This window comes from Desulfatiglans parachlorophenolica, from assembly GCF_055394735.1.
The window spans coordinates 2,585,679-2,599,459 of the sequence record NZ_AP042460.1 but is presented as its reverse complement, the minus strand read 5'-3'; the positions used below and the strand labels follow the sequence as shown (position 1 = coordinate 2,599,459).

At 60.6% G+C, this 13,781-nt stretch carries 14 protein-coding genes; 10 read left to right on the top strand and 4 right to left on the bottom strand.

Going from position 1 to position 13,781, the window contains the following annotated elements; all coding sequences use genetic code 11:
• Positions 1 to 35: 35 nt before the first annotated feature.
• From ACZ500_RS12090 to ACZ500_RS12080, 3 genes are all read right to left on the bottom strand, one after another.
• Entirely contained in the window at positions 36 to 482 is a 447-nt protein-coding gene (locus ACZ500_RS12090; RefSeq protein WP_464232729.1) for an Hsp20/alpha crystallin family protein, read from the bottom strand.
• 54 nt (positions 483 to 536) lie between these two features.
• Positions 537 to 722, bottom strand: a complete 186-nt coding sequence (locus ACZ500_RS12085) for a helix-turn-helix domain-containing protein (protein WP_464232728.1) — start codon at positions 720 to 722, stop codon at positions 537 to 539.
• A 150-nt stretch (positions 723 to 872) separates the two neighbouring features.
• Entirely contained in the window at positions 873 to 1,043 is a 171-nt protein-coding gene (locus ACZ500_RS12080; RefSeq protein WP_464232727.1) for a hypothetical protein, read from the bottom strand.
• Positions 1,044 to 1,366: 323 nt separating this feature from the next.
• Between ACZ500_RS12080 and ACZ500_RS12075 the strand changes: the two genes are divergently transcribed.
• The 10 genes from ACZ500_RS12075 (at position 1,367) to ACZ500_RS12030 (ending at position 11,650) form a co-directional block, all read left to right on the top strand.
• Positions 1,367 to 1,933 (top strand): CvpA family protein, encoded by a 567-nt coding sequence (locus tag ACZ500_RS12075; RefSeq protein ID WP_464232726.1) that lies wholly within the window; start codon positions 1,367 to 1,369, stop codon positions 1,931 to 1,933.
• On the top strand, positions 1,920 to 2,711 hold the full coding sequence (gene mazG, locus ACZ500_RS12070; protein WP_464232725.1) for a nucleoside triphosphate pyrophosphohydrolase: 792 nt from the start codon (positions 1,920 to 1,922) through the stop codon (positions 2,709 to 2,711). The genes ACZ500_RS12075 and mazG overlap by 14 nt, the downstream gene beginning before the upstream one ends.
• Before the next feature lie 96 nt (positions 2,712 to 2,807).
• Positions 2,808 to 3,422, top strand: a complete 615-nt coding sequence (mtgA, locus tag ACZ500_RS12065) for a monofunctional biosynthetic peptidoglycan transglycosylase (RefSeq protein WP_464233043.1) — start codon at positions 2,808 to 2,810, stop codon at positions 3,420 to 3,422.
• Positions 3,419 to 5,671: a cache domain-containing protein gene (locus tag ACZ500_RS12060; protein ID WP_464232724.1), complete on the top strand. Its 2,253-nt coding sequence runs from the start codon at positions 3,419 to 3,421 to the stop codon at positions 5,669 to 5,671. Before mtgA ends, ACZ500_RS12060 begins: the two co-directional genes overlap by 4 nt.
• 47 nt (positions 5,672 to 5,718) lie before the next feature.
• A complete protein-coding gene (locus ACZ500_RS12055; protein WP_464232723.1) occupies positions 5,719 to 6,450 on the top strand; it encodes a lysophospholipid acyltransferase family protein in 732 nt (243 codons plus the stop codon).
• Positions 6,451 to 6,580: 130 nt separating this feature from the next.
• The gene (priA, locus tag ACZ500_RS12050) at positions 6,581 to 9,016 is read left to right on the top strand and encodes a replication restart helicase PriA (protein ID WP_464232722.1); all 2,436 of its coding nucleotides are present in this window, start codon (positions 6,581 to 6,583) and stop codon (positions 9,014 to 9,016) included.
• Between the two features lie 14 nt (positions 9,017 to 9,030).
• Positions 9,031 to 9,324, top strand: a complete 294-nt coding sequence (locus ACZ500_RS12045) for a hypothetical protein (RefSeq protein WP_464232721.1) — start codon at positions 9,031 to 9,033, stop codon at positions 9,322 to 9,324.
• A 118-nt stretch (positions 9,325 to 9,442) separates the two neighbouring features.
• Positions 9,443 to 9,961 (top strand): TlpA family protein disulfide reductase, encoded by a 519-nt coding sequence (locus ACZ500_RS12040; protein WP_464232720.1) that lies wholly within the window; start codon positions 9,443 to 9,445, stop codon positions 9,959 to 9,961.
• Positions 9,958 to 10,800, top strand: coding sequence for an amidohydrolase family protein (locus tag ACZ500_RS12035; RefSeq protein ID WP_464232719.1), 843 nt, complete (start codon positions 9,958 to 9,960; stop codon positions 10,798 to 10,800). Before ACZ500_RS12040 ends, ACZ500_RS12035 begins: the two co-directional genes overlap by 4 nt.
• 25 nt (positions 10,801 to 10,825) lie before the next feature.
• Positions 10,826 to 11,650: an enoyl-CoA hydratase/isomerase family protein gene (locus ACZ500_RS12030; RefSeq protein ID WP_464232718.1), complete on the top strand. Its 825-nt coding sequence runs from the start codon at positions 10,826 to 10,828 to the stop codon at positions 11,648 to 11,650.
• Positions 11,651 to 11,693: 43 nt separating this feature from the next.
• Here ACZ500_RS12030 and fusA read toward each other — a convergent pair whose 3' ends face one another.
• Positions 11,694 to 13,727 (bottom strand): elongation factor G, encoded by a 2,034-nt coding sequence (gene fusA / locus ACZ500_RS12025; protein ID WP_464232717.1) that lies wholly within the window; start codon positions 13,725 to 13,727, stop codon positions 11,694 to 11,696.
• Positions 13,728 to 13,781 lie beyond the last annotated feature (54 nt).

Below are 13,781 nucleotides of genomic sequence, written 5' to 3'. Positions count from 1 at the left end.
TCCAGGGTGTTGACAGGCGATGGGTGGAGAGAAGATCAACCGACCGTTATGCGTATGCTGGATGAGCGTGTTCTAAGCTGTTTGGGCAGGACAACCCGGAGGATCCCGTCTGCGAAGACGGCCTCGACCTCGTCCTCGATGACGCGGCAGGGCAGCTGAATGCGCCTCGTGAAAGGCGCGGGGGCGCCTGTGGGGTTTCGACGCTCTTCCGCAACGCCGGGAAAGGGCGTTGGCCTCTCGCCTTGTACAAGCAGCAGGTTCCTGAATACGGTCAATCGCAGAGAGTCCGGGTTCGCGCCGGGCAACTCGACCTGCACGATCAGGGTTGTGGCATTCTCCGCCATATGAACGGCAGGTCCGCGAACGAATTCGCCGGGCAGAAAAGAGATCCCGAAATCCGCCCATATCCGGTCGAAAAGGCGGTCGATATCCCTTCTGAGATCATTGAGTTGCTGGTTTTTCCAGACCGTCAGTTCAAGCATGGTTCGTCCTCCTTCGCGGGTTCATTCCTGGAAGGGGTGGGCGTTGTGCGGGGTTTATTCGGAGCCCGGAGCGTAGAAGCAGCGTCTGGGGGAAAACACCCTGCCTTGCTTTTTTAATGATTGGATTATCTTGGAGATTTCCTTGCTCTCGATGCCGAGGGTCTTGGCGATGTCTCCGGGCCGCAAGGGTGCGCCGGCCTTGACCATAGCGTCGTATACCTGCTTTTCCTGTTCGTTCATGGCAGACTCCTCCCGGATCGGCTCTGGACCCCTTCGGAGCTTTACCCGGCAGGGAGGTCGAAAACCTCGCAAGCGAGCCGTCCACGACGGAAACCGGTGCTCCGAAACCGAGGGTAACTCAGGAAATTGTACGGATCGATGCAGACTGCGCTATAGCTTATCTCCATCCGGAAATGATTTCCCTATAGAACCCAGTTTCCAATCCGGAAATGAGGATTTTTTGCCAATACCAAGGAAATCAAGCGTTTGCGCGGAGGCGACCTGGTGGTCGCCGCACAAGCAAACGTGCAGATTGACGCCGAGATTGGCAAAAAAGACCATTTCCGGATGGAAACTAGCTTATAGGAATCATCGATTGTCTTCAAGCGACTTTTTGCGTATGCTGCCCCGAGCGGCCTTAGATAAGAGATTCTTTTCCTGCGGATGCGGGGTCGCGCTCATGCACGGCATTCGTTTCTGGACGGGGGAAGGATACTTTCTTATAATGTTGGGATTAGAGGCTGAATATGCACTCCGGCTATGGGTGATCTTCCGAAAGGACGGGTTTTCCCGAGGGAGGGGCAGCCAAGGCCTCGAGGTCACCGGGTGCAATCCGGACGCGTCGATATCCTTGTTGCGGGGGCAATCCGGCGGTTGGAGACCTTATGAATTGGCTGGATATCCTGATCGTTGCACTGATGAGCTTTTTGCTCATCAGAGGCTTTTTCCGCGGTTTTTTCCGTGAGGTCGGATCGTTGGCCGGGGTCATACTGGGGCTGCTGATCGCTTTTCGCTATGAGCCGGTTCTGACGGGATTGCTGAAGGCGTTTCTTCCGGACTGGCCTTTTCTCTCCCTGCTGAGCTTCGCCTTGATCATGCTGGTGACCATGGTTGCTTGCAATCTGGTCAGCCTGCTGCTGAAGACGGTGTCCAGAAGACTTCTCCTTGGCTGGCTGGACCGGGTGCTGGGAGTGGGGGTGGCCTTTTTGAAAGGGATGGTGCTGCTCTACCTTGGAATGGTGATTATCAATTTTTTCGTCCCGGCGGCCTCGCCCATTGTAACCCAGTCGAAGCTGTATCCTTGGGTCGTCCGGTCTTCCCAGTTTGTGGCAGGGCAGATATCGCCGGAAACCTATGAACACTGGAAAAGAAAGTTCAGGGGGGATGAGGAGGCCGGCCGGGGATCCGGAAAGCCGAACCGGTCCGAATCGATGCAAAATGGATTGGGATAGTCTTGGAGAGCGTTTTATCGAACTGTGCCGGTTGGTGGACCGATTGCGGTCGCCCGGCGGGTGCCCGTGGGATGCCAAACAGACGGTGGGCAGCATCAAGCGGTATCTCCTGGAGGAGGCCTACGAGGTGGAAGATGCCGTCGAAAAGGGCGATCCGCAGAATGTTTGCGAGGAGTCGGGGGATCTGCTTTTTCAGATCGTTTTCATGGCCCGGATCGAGGCGGAGACGGGGGCCTACGATCTGCTGGATGTCCTCGAACGGATCATCGCGAAGATGATCCGTCGGCATCCCCATGTGTTTGGGGAAGCGCAGGTGGGGGATGCGGAGGAAGTCGCGCGCAATTGGGCGGAGATCAAGAAGCAGGAAAAAAACGGTGCCGATTCGGCCGCCTCCCTGCTCGACAGTGTGCCCCTGCATCTTCCGGCCCTCATGAGGGCCCACCGCGTAACGGAGCGCGCGTCCAAATACGGCCTGGAATCGGGGGACGCCGCCGCTTTGGTGGATGCGGCTCGCAGGGATTTTCGATCTCTGGAAGAAGCGATGGCCGACGGCGGCGGATTCGACCAGGCGATGGGCGATCTGCTGTTCACCTTGGCCGCCTTGGCCCGGGCCCGGGGTGCCCATGCCGAAGACCTCCTGCGCCGGTCCAATCGCAGGTTTCAGGAGGATGTGGAACGGCTGGAGGGCTGCTTCAGGGGCGAGGGTCTGGATCTCGATGCCGTTCCGAGGGAGAGGAAGACAGCGGCTTGGCAGGCTATTCGGAAGGGAAGGGCGTGACCCCGGTTGTCTCGGAGGAAGAAAAGCGTTCTGCGAACATGTTTCAAATGGGCCTTGACGGGGCTTCTGGGGTTTTTTCTGTTCACGTTCCTGCAGGTGGCGGCATTTCGATTCATCAATCCGCCTTTCAATTCGATTATGCTTTGGGACTATTTCAAGTACAGCGGCGTCGTCCTCAAACGATGGAAACAGGCCGGCTGGGTGCCGCTCGAAAAGATATCCCCGCACCTGCGTCGTGCCGTCATGGCCGGCGAGGATCAGCGCTTCCTCACGCACCATGGTTTCGATTGGACGGAGCTGTCCATCGCGCTGAAGGATATGGCGGCGGACAGGGGGATGCGGGGGGCCAGTACGATATCCATGCAGACTGCCCGGACCGTGTTTCTCTGGCCCGAGCGGAGCTGGCTCAGAAAACTTCTGGAGGCCTACTACACAGTTGTGATAGAGGTCCTTTGGAGCAAGGGAAGGATCCTGGAGGTTTATCTCAACATGGTGGATTGGGGGCGGGGTTACGCCGGTGCGGAAACGGCTGCCAGAGGGTACTTCAATCGAACGGCGTCCGTCCTGAGCCCTTCTCAGGCGGCGGCGATGGCGGCTGTTCTGCCTAACCCGCACCGATGGTCTCCCGTCAAGCCGAACACGGATGTCGTTCGGCGTGCTGAACGGATCCAAAAGGACATGGCCTTGATGCCGCTCGTAACCGGACGATGATCTCGCAGATGACCAACTGGATTCTGAGGATGAGCCTGAAATGGAAACTGCTGGTTCCGTTTCTCATCCTCTCGTTCATCGGCACGACCGTGCTCGTCTACATCGGGCTCAGATCGCAGGAAAAGCTGATCAAGAACGAGGAGTTGAAAGAGCTCGGACGGGTCTATCAGATCTTCCTGACGGTCATCGAGCACAGAGAAGCGCAGGCGCTCTCCCTCGCGACGATGGTGGCTGTCAATCCCATAGCGGAGGCGGCGTTGGCTTTGAGGGATCAGGAGGGGCTGTACCGCTCCTTCCTCCCGCTTTACGAAGAACTCCGCAAAAATTTCGGGATCGGGCAGTTCCATTTTCATATCCCACCCGCGAAATCCTTTCTGCGGCTGCATATGCGGGAAGAGTCCGGGGAGATGATCTCTTACAGGCGGGAGGTCATCGAGGCCATGAAGACGGGGAAGGCCCTTTCCGGACTGGAATGGGGGTTGACCGGACTGGGGATCCGGGGGGTGGCGCCGGTTTATTACGCCGGTGTGCTGGCGGGAACCGTCGAAATCGGATTCCCGTTCGACGCACCGTTTCTTGAACGGCTGAAGGGCCAGTGGCAGACGGATCTTACGGTCTACGAGAAGCGGGGGGAGGACAACTATATCCTCCTTGCGACCACGGTCAAAGGGCATGGATTTTATGATCCGTTCCCCCTGAACGGGGACTCACGGGAGGGTTGGCCGCGGATGCTGATTTCTCCCGTAGGGGCGCCTGATAAATCGGTGCTTCTGGGGTCTGTCAGGGACTACTACGGCGAGACAGTGGCGCTGGTGCAGATCGAGGTCGATCGCTCCGCCATCATGCGGCGGCTCGAAAAGACGCGGAACCTGATGTTCCTGGTCGGCGGGGTCGGGATTATCCTGTCTTTTGCGCTCACGTGGCTGGTGGCCCATCTCTTCGTCCGGCCGATCATCGAGATCGTCCATGATGCCGAGGAGATCGCGCGGGGCAGAAGGGAAAAACGCCTCAAGATCAGACCTGTCGACGAGATGGGTATGCTCACGATCTCCCTGAACACCATGCTCGATTCCCTCCAGGCGCGCCGGCGCGAGATCGCCAACTACGCCCGCACGCTCGAGCGCAAGGTGGAGGAGCGCACCGCCGACTTGGTCTCTTCCGAAGAGAAGTACCGCACGCTCGTCGAGAACATCCCTCTGATCGTCTATCGGCTGCTCGATGACGGGACGACCGAGTTCCTGAATCCCTATTTTACCGAGAAGCTGGGCTACACCATCGAGGAGGCGGTCGGCGACAAGCAGTTCTGGTGGGAGAAGATCTGCGGCTACACCGGCGAGTCGGAAGACGATACCGTCCGACGGTGCTGGAAAGACGGGAAGGAACTGCAGGTCGAGCGCGTGGTGAAATCGAGGAAGGGAGAGGATCTCATCTTCATCGACCATGCCACCCCGGCCAAGGACGAACACGGCAGGGTCAAATGGGTGGACGGCACGATGGTCGATATCACGGAGCTCAAGCACCTTCAGGAGCGGACCCTGCAGACGGAGGAGATCCGTGTCCTCGGTGAGATCTCCGCCCGTTTCGCCCATGAGATCCGCAATCCTCTCGCCATTGCGGGGGGGTTTGCCCGTCGGCTCTGCAACGCCATGTCCCCGGATGATCCGCATTTGAAGTTTGCCCAGATCATCGTGGAGGAGGTCGCCCGGCTGGAGGATATTCTGCAGATCATCCTCTCGTCCATCGAGCCGTTCACGCTTACGATCACCCGTGTGGATCTGAATCGGATCCTTCAAACCTGCCTGGAGGAAGTCGATGAGTCCATACAGCTGAGGCAGCTTCATGTGGAGGCGACCTTCGATCCGGCGCTGGACCCGATCGAAGGCGATTCCGACCTGCTCCGCCGGGCCTTTGAATGCCTGGTGAAGCATGCGATTGTGTCCTCGCCGCGCAGCGAATCGCTGGTTGTCACGACTGAAAGGCGGAACGGCACCTGCCTGGTGAAGATCAGCCATCGGGCGGAAGGCCTCGGGGATGAAGACCTGGAGCAGTTTTTTTTCCCGCGCATCACCGGAAAGACCGGATCGGATATCAAGGACCTGCCTCTGGCGAAGATCATTATCCACCGGCACGGTGGGAAGGTTACCGTTCAGCGCGAAATCGAAGGCCGCATCCTGCTGCGGATAGAATTGCCCGTGGTTTTGCCCAAGCCGCGGGGCGGAACAGGCCGTCGGGTGGGTCCGGCAGCCTGAGCATAGGCTGCATCGGCTTCTATGCATCGGTCGGTGAAGGGAGGTTTATGCGATTCATCCTGTTGAATGCCTACATTGCGATCGACACGATCCTGTTCTGCCTTTGGGCTGCCGTCCTGGGGATCTTCGATCGCACGGGCGACACGGTTCATGTCTGGGTGGCGCGCCCCTGGGGAAAAAGCATCCTCTGGGGCTGCGGCGTGAAGGTGCGTGTGGAGGGCGCCGGCGCCGTGGACGCGTCCAAACCGCGCATCTACATGAGCAACCATCAGAGCTTTTTCGATATTTTCGCGCTTCTGGCCCATCTTCCGGTCAACTTCAAATTTATCCTGAAGCAGGAGTTGATGCGCATTCCGCTCTTCGGTTTTGCGATGCGCAGGGCTGGTTATATCGGCGTTGTCCGTGACGATCCGCGCAAGGCCGTCGAGAGTATGAACAAGGCCGCTCAGCGCATCCGAGACGGGGCTTCGGTGTTGATCTTCCCCGAAGGGACGAGAAGCACCGACGGCGCTCTCCAGGGGTTCAAGCGGGGCGGGTTCAATCTGGCATTCAAGGCAGGGTGCGATATCGTTCCGATCGGCATCAGCGGCAGCCATGCCATCGTGCCCAAAGGCAGCCTCCGGATCGACCGCGGGACGATCGATCTGCGCATCGGGGACCCCATTTCCCTTTCAAATTACGGCAAGCGGGATATTCAAAAGCTGCAGATGGACGTATGGCTTGCCATAGATAAATTGATCACCCCGCGCAGGAGGGAATCCGCCGGGCATTCGTCATGAGCCGTCGAGGCGGCTGCTGTCCTTATCGAGTCCGTCGTATTCAGGTCTGCAGCGTGTTCCCCCGACCGCCTCGAACCACCCGGTCTGAGACGGTCCTTTCCCTTCGTCGAGGCATCCAGAGACATCGCTTATGCCCGCTCGATGCGTCAAGATCGCCGTGTGCGCCCCGGTGTGGGGGACCTACACCTACCGGGTTCCGCCCTCCTTGGCCGCCCTGGCCGAAGCGGGGCGGCGTGTGATGGTGCCTTTCGGGAACCGCACGGTTACGGGATTCGTCCTGTCCGAGGACGGGAACGAAACGGGCATGGAGCTCAAGGAGATTCAGCGGATCTTTGACGAGCCGCCCCTGTTCGGCCCCGCAATGGTGCCGCTGTTCGAATGGATGGCGGATTACTATTTCCACCCGCCCGGGCAGGTGATCGAGAGTGTTTTGCCGGCTGGACTCAACGTAAACCCCTTCCAATGCGCCGTCCTGACAAAAGAGGGTGAGTGCGCTCTGAAGAGCCTGCCGGCCGACGACCCCGTGAAGGAGACCTTGGCGTGGATCGATGGGAATCCCGGCGTAAAACTGCCTTGGCCCGTGAGGCATGTGGAACCTCTGATCGGAAAAGGGTGGGTGAGCCTCCGGATGGGGCGAAAACGGGGGCGCACCCGCCGGCTTTTGCGACGCTTCGTTTCCGTGAAGGACCGTGCCGGCCTGGAGGCCGCAGCGGCGGTGTTCGGGCGCGGCAAGGGTGCCGCGAATGAGGAGGGGTTCCTGCGGATGTTCCTGGACGAAGGCGATGCGGTGCTCGCTCGTATTGGGGAGCTTTTCACGAACGGGGACTATCTTGTGCGAAAGTGGGTTCGGAAAGGGGTGCTCGAGACTTTTACGGCGCCCGTCTTTCGCAGCCCGGGCGGCGGGCTGGCGCTGGTTTCGGCGGGCCCGTTCGCGTTGAACGAGGACCAGAAAGCGGCGGTGGCGTGGCTCGAGAAGAGCCTCGAAGCGGGGGTGTTCGCGCCGGCGCTCCTTTACGGCGTGACTGGAAGCGGAAAGACCGAGGTCTATGTCCGTGCGGCGGAAAAGGCCATCCGGCTCGGCCGGCAGGTGATCGTCATGGTTCCGGAGATCGCGCTGGCGGCTTATCTGGAAGGCGTGTTCAGGCTGCGGCTGGGGGAGCGGGTCGCGGTCTACCACAGCGGCCTCAGCAGGGGGGAGCGCTTCGATGTCTGGCTGCAGATGTCAGGAGGACAGGTCGATCTGGTGATCGGTGCGCGTTCGGCCCTTTTTGCGCCTTTGCCGCGCCTCGGCCTGATCATTGTGGATGAGGAGCACGACGCCGCCTACAAACAGGACGATCGCGTCCGCTATCAGGCCCGCGACACCGCAGTCATGCGCGCGAAGCTGGAGGAGGCGACCGTGCTCCTCGGGTCCGGGACGCCCTCGGTGCAGTCCTTCCACAATACCCGAGGGGGCCGCTACCGGATGCTCTCGATGCCGGACCGCGTGGAAAAAAGGTCTTTGCCGCATATAGAGATGGTTGACATGACGCGGAGCGCAGCCTCCGATCCCCCCGGCGCGATGTTCAGCACCGAGCTTCGGGAGGCGCTGAAGGCAACCCTGGAAGAAAAATGCCAGGCGATCCTTTTTCTCAATCGGCGCGGGTTTCACCGGCTACATGTGTGCAGCGCCTGCGGGCGTTCCCTTCGCTGTCCGCACTGCGACGTGGCCTTGACCCACCATCTGGCCCGGCGGGAGCTTCGCTGCCACTATTGCGGTTTTACAGGCCCCGTTCCGCAGGTGTGTCCGGAATGCGGCCGCGAGGCGATCAAGACTTACGGTTTCGGCACCCAGAAACTCGAACTGGAGCTGCAGAGGCTCTTTCCGTCGGCGCGGGTGGCGCGGATGGACACCGACAACACCCGGGTGAAGGGGGCTTCCTTCGCTATTCTCAAACAGTTCAGCGACCGTGCGATCGATATTCTCGTCGGCACCCAGATGGTCACGAAGGGCTACGATTTTCCCGGCGTGACCCTGGTCGGGGTGATCGCGGCGGATCTTCTCCTGAACTTCCCGGATTTCCGCGCGGCCGAGCGCACCTTCCAGGTCTTGAGCCAGGTGGCAGGGCGGGCGGGTCGCGGAGAGCGGCCGGGGAGAGTCATCATCCAGGCCTTCAACGTCGGCCACTATGCCCTGCAGGCGGCGATGGCCCATGATTTCGAAAACTTCTTCGAGCGCGAAACGGCCCTGAGGGCGGGGCTCGATTACCCGCCTTTTGCGCACCTGGTTTGCATCCGGGTGCAGGGCAGGGACCGCGGAAAAACGGCTGCCTATGCGGGGGAACTGGGGGCGGGTTTCAGGCGCCTGCTGAACGGAGGACCGCGGCGCGAAAAGACCTTGCAAGTGATGGGCCCGATCGAGGCCCCTATAGCACGCATCCAAGAGCGTTACCGCTGGCAGCTTCTCTTGAAGGGTCGGAAGATCGCGTCTTTGAGACATCTGCTCGAGCAGATGGGCGAGGCCGTGCGAACGCCGCCGGCCGGTGTGCAGGTGGTGGTGGATGTCGATCCCTATCAAATGCTCTAGTTTCCGGCCCGGAAATGGTCTTTTTTGCCAATCTCTGCGTCAATCTGCACGTTTGCTTGTGCGGCGACCACCAGGTCGCCTCCGCACAAACGCTTGATTGTCTTGATATTGGCAAAAAATCCTCATTTCCGGGCCGGAAACTTTTGTGGCAGGAACAGCCTTTTGTGGTAGGAGCAGCATTCGTTGGTTTTCTGAGGAAACGACGGTGGATTTGGGCCGGGAGCTTCTTGGGTGGCTGCCGGTTCCGCAGGTCGCCCGGTCCATGGCTCTGTGGGGGTTGCTTTATGGAAGCGGGATACCTAATATAGAGGAATTTACGAGTGGCTCATGACGTTGGGGGGAGTGCATCCTCGAAGGCCGCCTTCCGGGGAGGGTGACCGAAACAGACTGCAGGCCGCGGGCAAGGCCGAAAAATAAGGGGGGTTCATGTCGAAAAAGATCAAAACCTTCAAGGTGCTGCTGGAGGTCCTGGTGTTTTGCCTCCTCTGTGTTCCGTTTCAATCCGAAGCCGGGGCGGATGTCGCAGCGCCCTCTTTTTCCCTGCCGGATCTGGAAGGAAAAGAGATATCGCTGGAGCAGTACCGCGGCAAGATCGTGCTCCTCGATTTCTGGGCGACCTGGTGCCCCCCGTGCCGTCTTTCCATCCCGGAACTCGTGAAACTGCAGCAGGATCACCAGGCGGACGGCCTGGTAATCCTGGGCGTGTCCGTGGACGACAAACGCCAGTTCAAGGACGCCTATCTCAAGGCATTCGGCGAAAAATACAAGATCAACTACCCGATTGTCCGGTACAACGATCGGGTGATCAAGGATTACTTCACGGAGGAAAATCCCGCCATCCCCACCATGTTCGTCATCGACCGGAACGGTAAGATTCGGGACAAGGTGGTGGGCTACAACCCCGATGCCCTGCGGAGGGCGCTGAAGCCGCTGTTGGAACCATGATCGATTTTCATACCCATCTGTTTCCGCCTGAGTTTGCGCGGGACCGCACTCCTCTTTTCGAGGGCGAGGACGGTTTCCGAACCCTTTACGAGTCGCCGAAGGCCCGGCTGGCCGGGGTCGAGGAGATCATTCAGGCCATGGATGAGGGCGGGATCCGGAAATCCGTGATCTTCGGATTTCCCTGGGAGAGGGAAGCGTTTTACAAGACCCACAACGACTACATCATCGAGGCCGTCGGGCGCTACCCCGATCGTCTGATCGGCTTCGGCTGTTTTTCTCCGACGGCCCCGGGCGCGGCCCGAGAGGCGGAGAGGTGTTTTGCGGCCGGGCTGAGGGGAATCGGTGAGCTGGCGGTGTACGGAGGGGGCCTGACGGAGGCGGTGACCCGTGGCTTGTCCAGCGTCATGGAGATTTGTCGTGCCCATGACGCCCCGCTCCTCATGCACGTCAACGAGCCTGTGGGCCATTATTATCCCGGCAAGGCGCCTATGACCCTGGCGGAGGTCTACGGTTTCATCGCGGCCTATCCGCAAAACCGCATCGTTCTGGCGCATTGGGGCGGAGGGATCTTTTTTTACGCCCTCATGAAGAAGGAGGTCCGCGGGCGATTCACCAATGTCTGGTTTGATACGGCGGCCTCACCCTATCTGTATGAGCCGGCCATCTACCGCATCGCCGGGGAGATCATCGGCTGGGATCGGATCCTGCTTGGCAGCGATTATCCCCTGTTGAAGCCGTCCCGGTATCTGGCGGAGATGAAAACGGCCGGACTTTCCGATGAAGCCCTGCACCGAATCACCGGCGGGAACGCCGCAGATGTGTTTGCCTTTGCGGTTTGAGCCCAGGTTGAAGAAGGAGACGGAAATGGTGAGTACAGAAGCGCCCTCCGAAACGATGGAGACAGGATCGGCTGCCGTGATGCTGCAGGTGCAGAACGGCATCGGGATCGTCGAGTTGAATCGCCCGAAGGCTTACAACGCCTTCGACCTCCCCATGGTCCAGCGCCTGGCGGATGAGCTGGTCACCCTCGCCGGCCGGGAGGATGTCCGTGGCCTGATTGTTACAGGACGCGGGAAGGCCTTTTGCGCCGGAGGGGATCTGCGCTGGATCGCCGGGTACGGAGGGCGGTACGGTGCAGCCTTTCACGAGCTCGCGGCCCGCTTTCATCAGGCCGTCCTGGAGATCCGGCGGATGCCCAAACCTGTGATCGCCGCAGTGAACGGGCTGGCAGCCGGGGGAGGGTTCTCGCTCGCGCTGGCCTGCGATTTCCGTATTATGGACCGGTCGGCCCTGCTGCGGCAGGCCTACACGAGCAACGGCCTGAGCCTCGACGGCGGCGGAACTTTCACCCTGCCGCGTATCGTCGGCCTGGCGAAGGCCATGGAGATCGTCACTTTCGATGCGCCGATCGACGCAGAAAAGGCGCTTGATTGGGGGCTGGTGACGGAGGTCGCTGAGGAGAGTCGGAGTGCCGCCCGCGCCCTGGAGGTCATGGAAGATATCCTGGCACGCTCCTCGAACTCGTTTGCCGCATCGAAGCAACTCCTGCTCGAGTCCTTCGGCAACCCCTTCGAGGTGCAGCTCGAGCGCGAGCGCGAGATGCTCGCCCGGTGCGGGGATCATCCGAACGGGCATGAAGGCGTCGGGGCCTTTCTGGAAAAGCGCAAACCCCGTTTTCGGCCGGCCTAGCCCGGGGGCGGAAATGTTTTTTCTCGGCCCGGGCCGCGGAGGATCAGGCCTTGTCGTAGTGGCTGAACTGCATGGTGAAATTGGCGCGGCCCTGCGAGACCGAGCGCAGAGCCGTTGAATAGCCGAACATCCTCGAGAGGGGTGCGCGGGCGATCAGGGCCTGGACCGCCCCCTCGCTCAGAATCTGTTCGATCCTGCCCTGGCGGGTGTTCAGATCGCCGATGACCTCGCCCACAAATTCATCCGGCACAAGGATTTCCACCTTCATGATCGGTTCGAGCTCGAGCGGCCCCGCCTGGCTGCAGGCGTTCCGGAAGGCCATGGCTGCGGCGACCTTGAAGGCCATGGCATCCGACACGTTCTCCTTGATGTCGACCTGGAGGAGCGCCGTCTGCACATCGATGACCGGGTAGCCCAGCAGGACCCCGCTTTCCTCCGCCTCGTCGACGCCCTGGCGGATCGCTTCCAGAAAGACGTCGGTCAAACCCGGGTGGTCGCATCGGTCCGCGAAGCGGTTTCCAGTCCCGCGGGGAAGCGGCGAGACCTCGATGGTGACGCCAGCGTAGTACTGTTGGCCCGCCAGCTCGCGCTGGAAGACCTCCCGGTGGGTGAGGGTTTCGGTGATGGTCTCCCGGTAGACCACCTGGGGTTTGCCTTGGTTGGTCTCGGCCAGAAACTCGCGCTTGAGCCTCCCGAGGATGATCTCGAGGTGCAGTTCGCCCATGCCCGAAACGATCGTCTGGCCGGTTTCTTCGTCTACATGGTAGCGAAACGTGGGGTCTTCGTCGGCCAGTTTGGCCAGGCCGTCCATCACACGGTCCTGGTCCTGGACCTTCTTGGGTTCGATGGCGATGCTGATGACCGGGGCGTTGAAGCGGATGGACTCGAGGAGCACGGGGTGGTTTTCGTCGCAGAGGGTGTCCCCGGTGCTCGACAGCTTGAGCCCCATGGCTGCGACGATGTCCCCGGCCGAGGCGCTGTCGATCCGCTCGCGCTTGTTGGCGTGCATCCGAAGCAGGCGGGCCACTTTTTCGCGGGTGTTCCGGGATGGGTTGAAGACCGTGTCGCCGGCCGAGAGAGTTCCCGAGTAGACCCGGAGGTAGCTCATCTTGCGGCCCTGGTCCATCATGACCTTGAAGACCAGAGCGCACATCGGCGCCTTGGCCTTGGGCGGGCATTGGACGGATTCTCCGGTGAGCGGGACGATGCCCTCCACCGGTGGGATATCGAGGGGAGAGGGCAGAAAATCGACGATGCCGTCGAGCAGCGGCTGGATGCCCTTGTTGCGGAGCGCCGCTCCGCAGAAGACGGGGACGAGCTGCAGCTGGATCGTGGCCTTGCGGATCGCCTGCTTGAGGTCGGCTTCGGGGACTTCCTCCTCGGCCAGGTATTTTTCCATGATGGCGTCGTTCTTGTCCGCCAGCGTCTCCAGCAGTTCGTCGCGTCGTGCCAGGGCCTCTTCCTCGAATTCCTCGGGGATGGGGCCTTCGATGAATTGCGCCCCCAGGGATTCGTCTTCCCAGGTGACGGCCTTCATCCGCACGAGATCGATGACGCCCCGAAAGCGGTCTTCAGCGCCCCAGGGGATCTGCAGAACGAGCGGCGCCGCGCCCAGCCGTTTCCGGAGCATCTCGACGACGCGGTTGAAATCGGCTCCGACGCGGTCCATCTTGTTCACGAAGGCGATCTTTGGGACTTTGTAGCGGTTGGCTTGATGCCACACGGTTTCGGACTGGGGCTCTACGCCTCCGACGGCGCAGAAAACGCCGATGGCGCCGTCGAGCACCCGGAGCGCGCGCTCGACCTCGACCGTGAAGTCCACATGCCCGGGCGTGTCGATGATGTTGATGGTGTGGTTGTGCCAGAGGCAGGAGGTGACGGCGGAGGTGATGGTGATGCCGCGCTCCTTCTCTTCGAGCATCCAGTCCATGGTGGCTTCACCGTTGTGGACTTCCCCCATCTTGTGCAGGCGGCCCGTGTAGAAAAGCACCCGTTCGCTCACGGTCGTTTTGCCGGCGTCGATGTGGGCGATGATCCCGATGTTGCGTGTGGTGTTCAGATGCTGAGCAATCGGCATGGATTCAGATCCTGTGTGCAAAAACGTTCATGAGCATTCGTGCGAAAAAAAGGG

Bases quoted from the DNA above. Each gene is read 5' to 3' on its own strand.
- ACZ500_RS12085 (WP_464232728.1), bottom strand. From the start codon at position 722: ATGAACGAACAGGAAAAGCAGGTATACGACGCTATGGTCAAGGCCGGC.
- ACZ500_RS12055 (WP_464232723.1), top strand. From the start codon at position 5,719: ATGCGATTCATCCTGTTGAATGCCTACATTGCGATCGACACGATCCTG.
- ACZ500_RS12045 (WP_464232721.1), top strand. From the start codon at position 9,031: ATGGTCTTTTTTGCCAATCTCTGCGTCAATCTGCACGTTTGCTTGTGC.
- ACZ500_RS12040 (WP_464232720.1), top strand. From the start codon at position 9,443: ATGTCGAAAAAGATCAAAACCTTCAAGGTGCTGCTGGAGGTCCTGGTG.
- priA (WP_464232722.1), top strand. From the start codon at position 6,581: ATGCCCGCTCGATGCGTCAAGATCGCCGTGTGCGCCCCGGTGTGGGGG.
- ACZ500_RS12035 (WP_464232719.1), top strand. From the start codon at position 9,958: ATGATCGATTTTCATACCCATCTGTTTCCGCCTGAGTTTGCGCGGGAC.
- ACZ500_RS12060 (WP_464232724.1), top strand. From the start codon at position 3,419: ATGATCTCGCAGATGACCAACTGGATTCTGAGGATGAGCCTGAAATGG.
- ACZ500_RS12030 (WP_464232718.1), top strand. From the start codon at position 10,826: ATGGTGAGTACAGAAGCGCCCTCCGAAACGATGGAGACAGGATCGGCT.
- ACZ500_RS12090 (WP_464232729.1), bottom strand. From the start codon at position 482: ATGCTTGAACTGACGGTCTGGAAAAACCAGCAACTCAATGATCTCAGA.
- ACZ500_RS12080 (WP_464232727.1), bottom strand. From the start codon at position 1,043: ATGGTCTTTTTTGCCAATCTCGGCGTCAATCTGCACGTTTGCTTGTGC.
- ACZ500_RS12075 (WP_464232726.1), top strand. From the start codon at position 1,367: ATGAATTGGCTGGATATCCTGATCGTTGCACTGATGAGCTTTTTGCTC.
- fusA (WP_464232717.1), bottom strand. From the start codon at position 13,727: ATGCCGATTGCTCAGCATCTGAACACCACACGCAACATCGGGATCATC.
- mazG (WP_464232725.1), top strand. From the start codon at position 1,920: ATGGATTGGGATAGTCTTGGAGAGCGTTTTATCGAACTGTGCCGGTTG.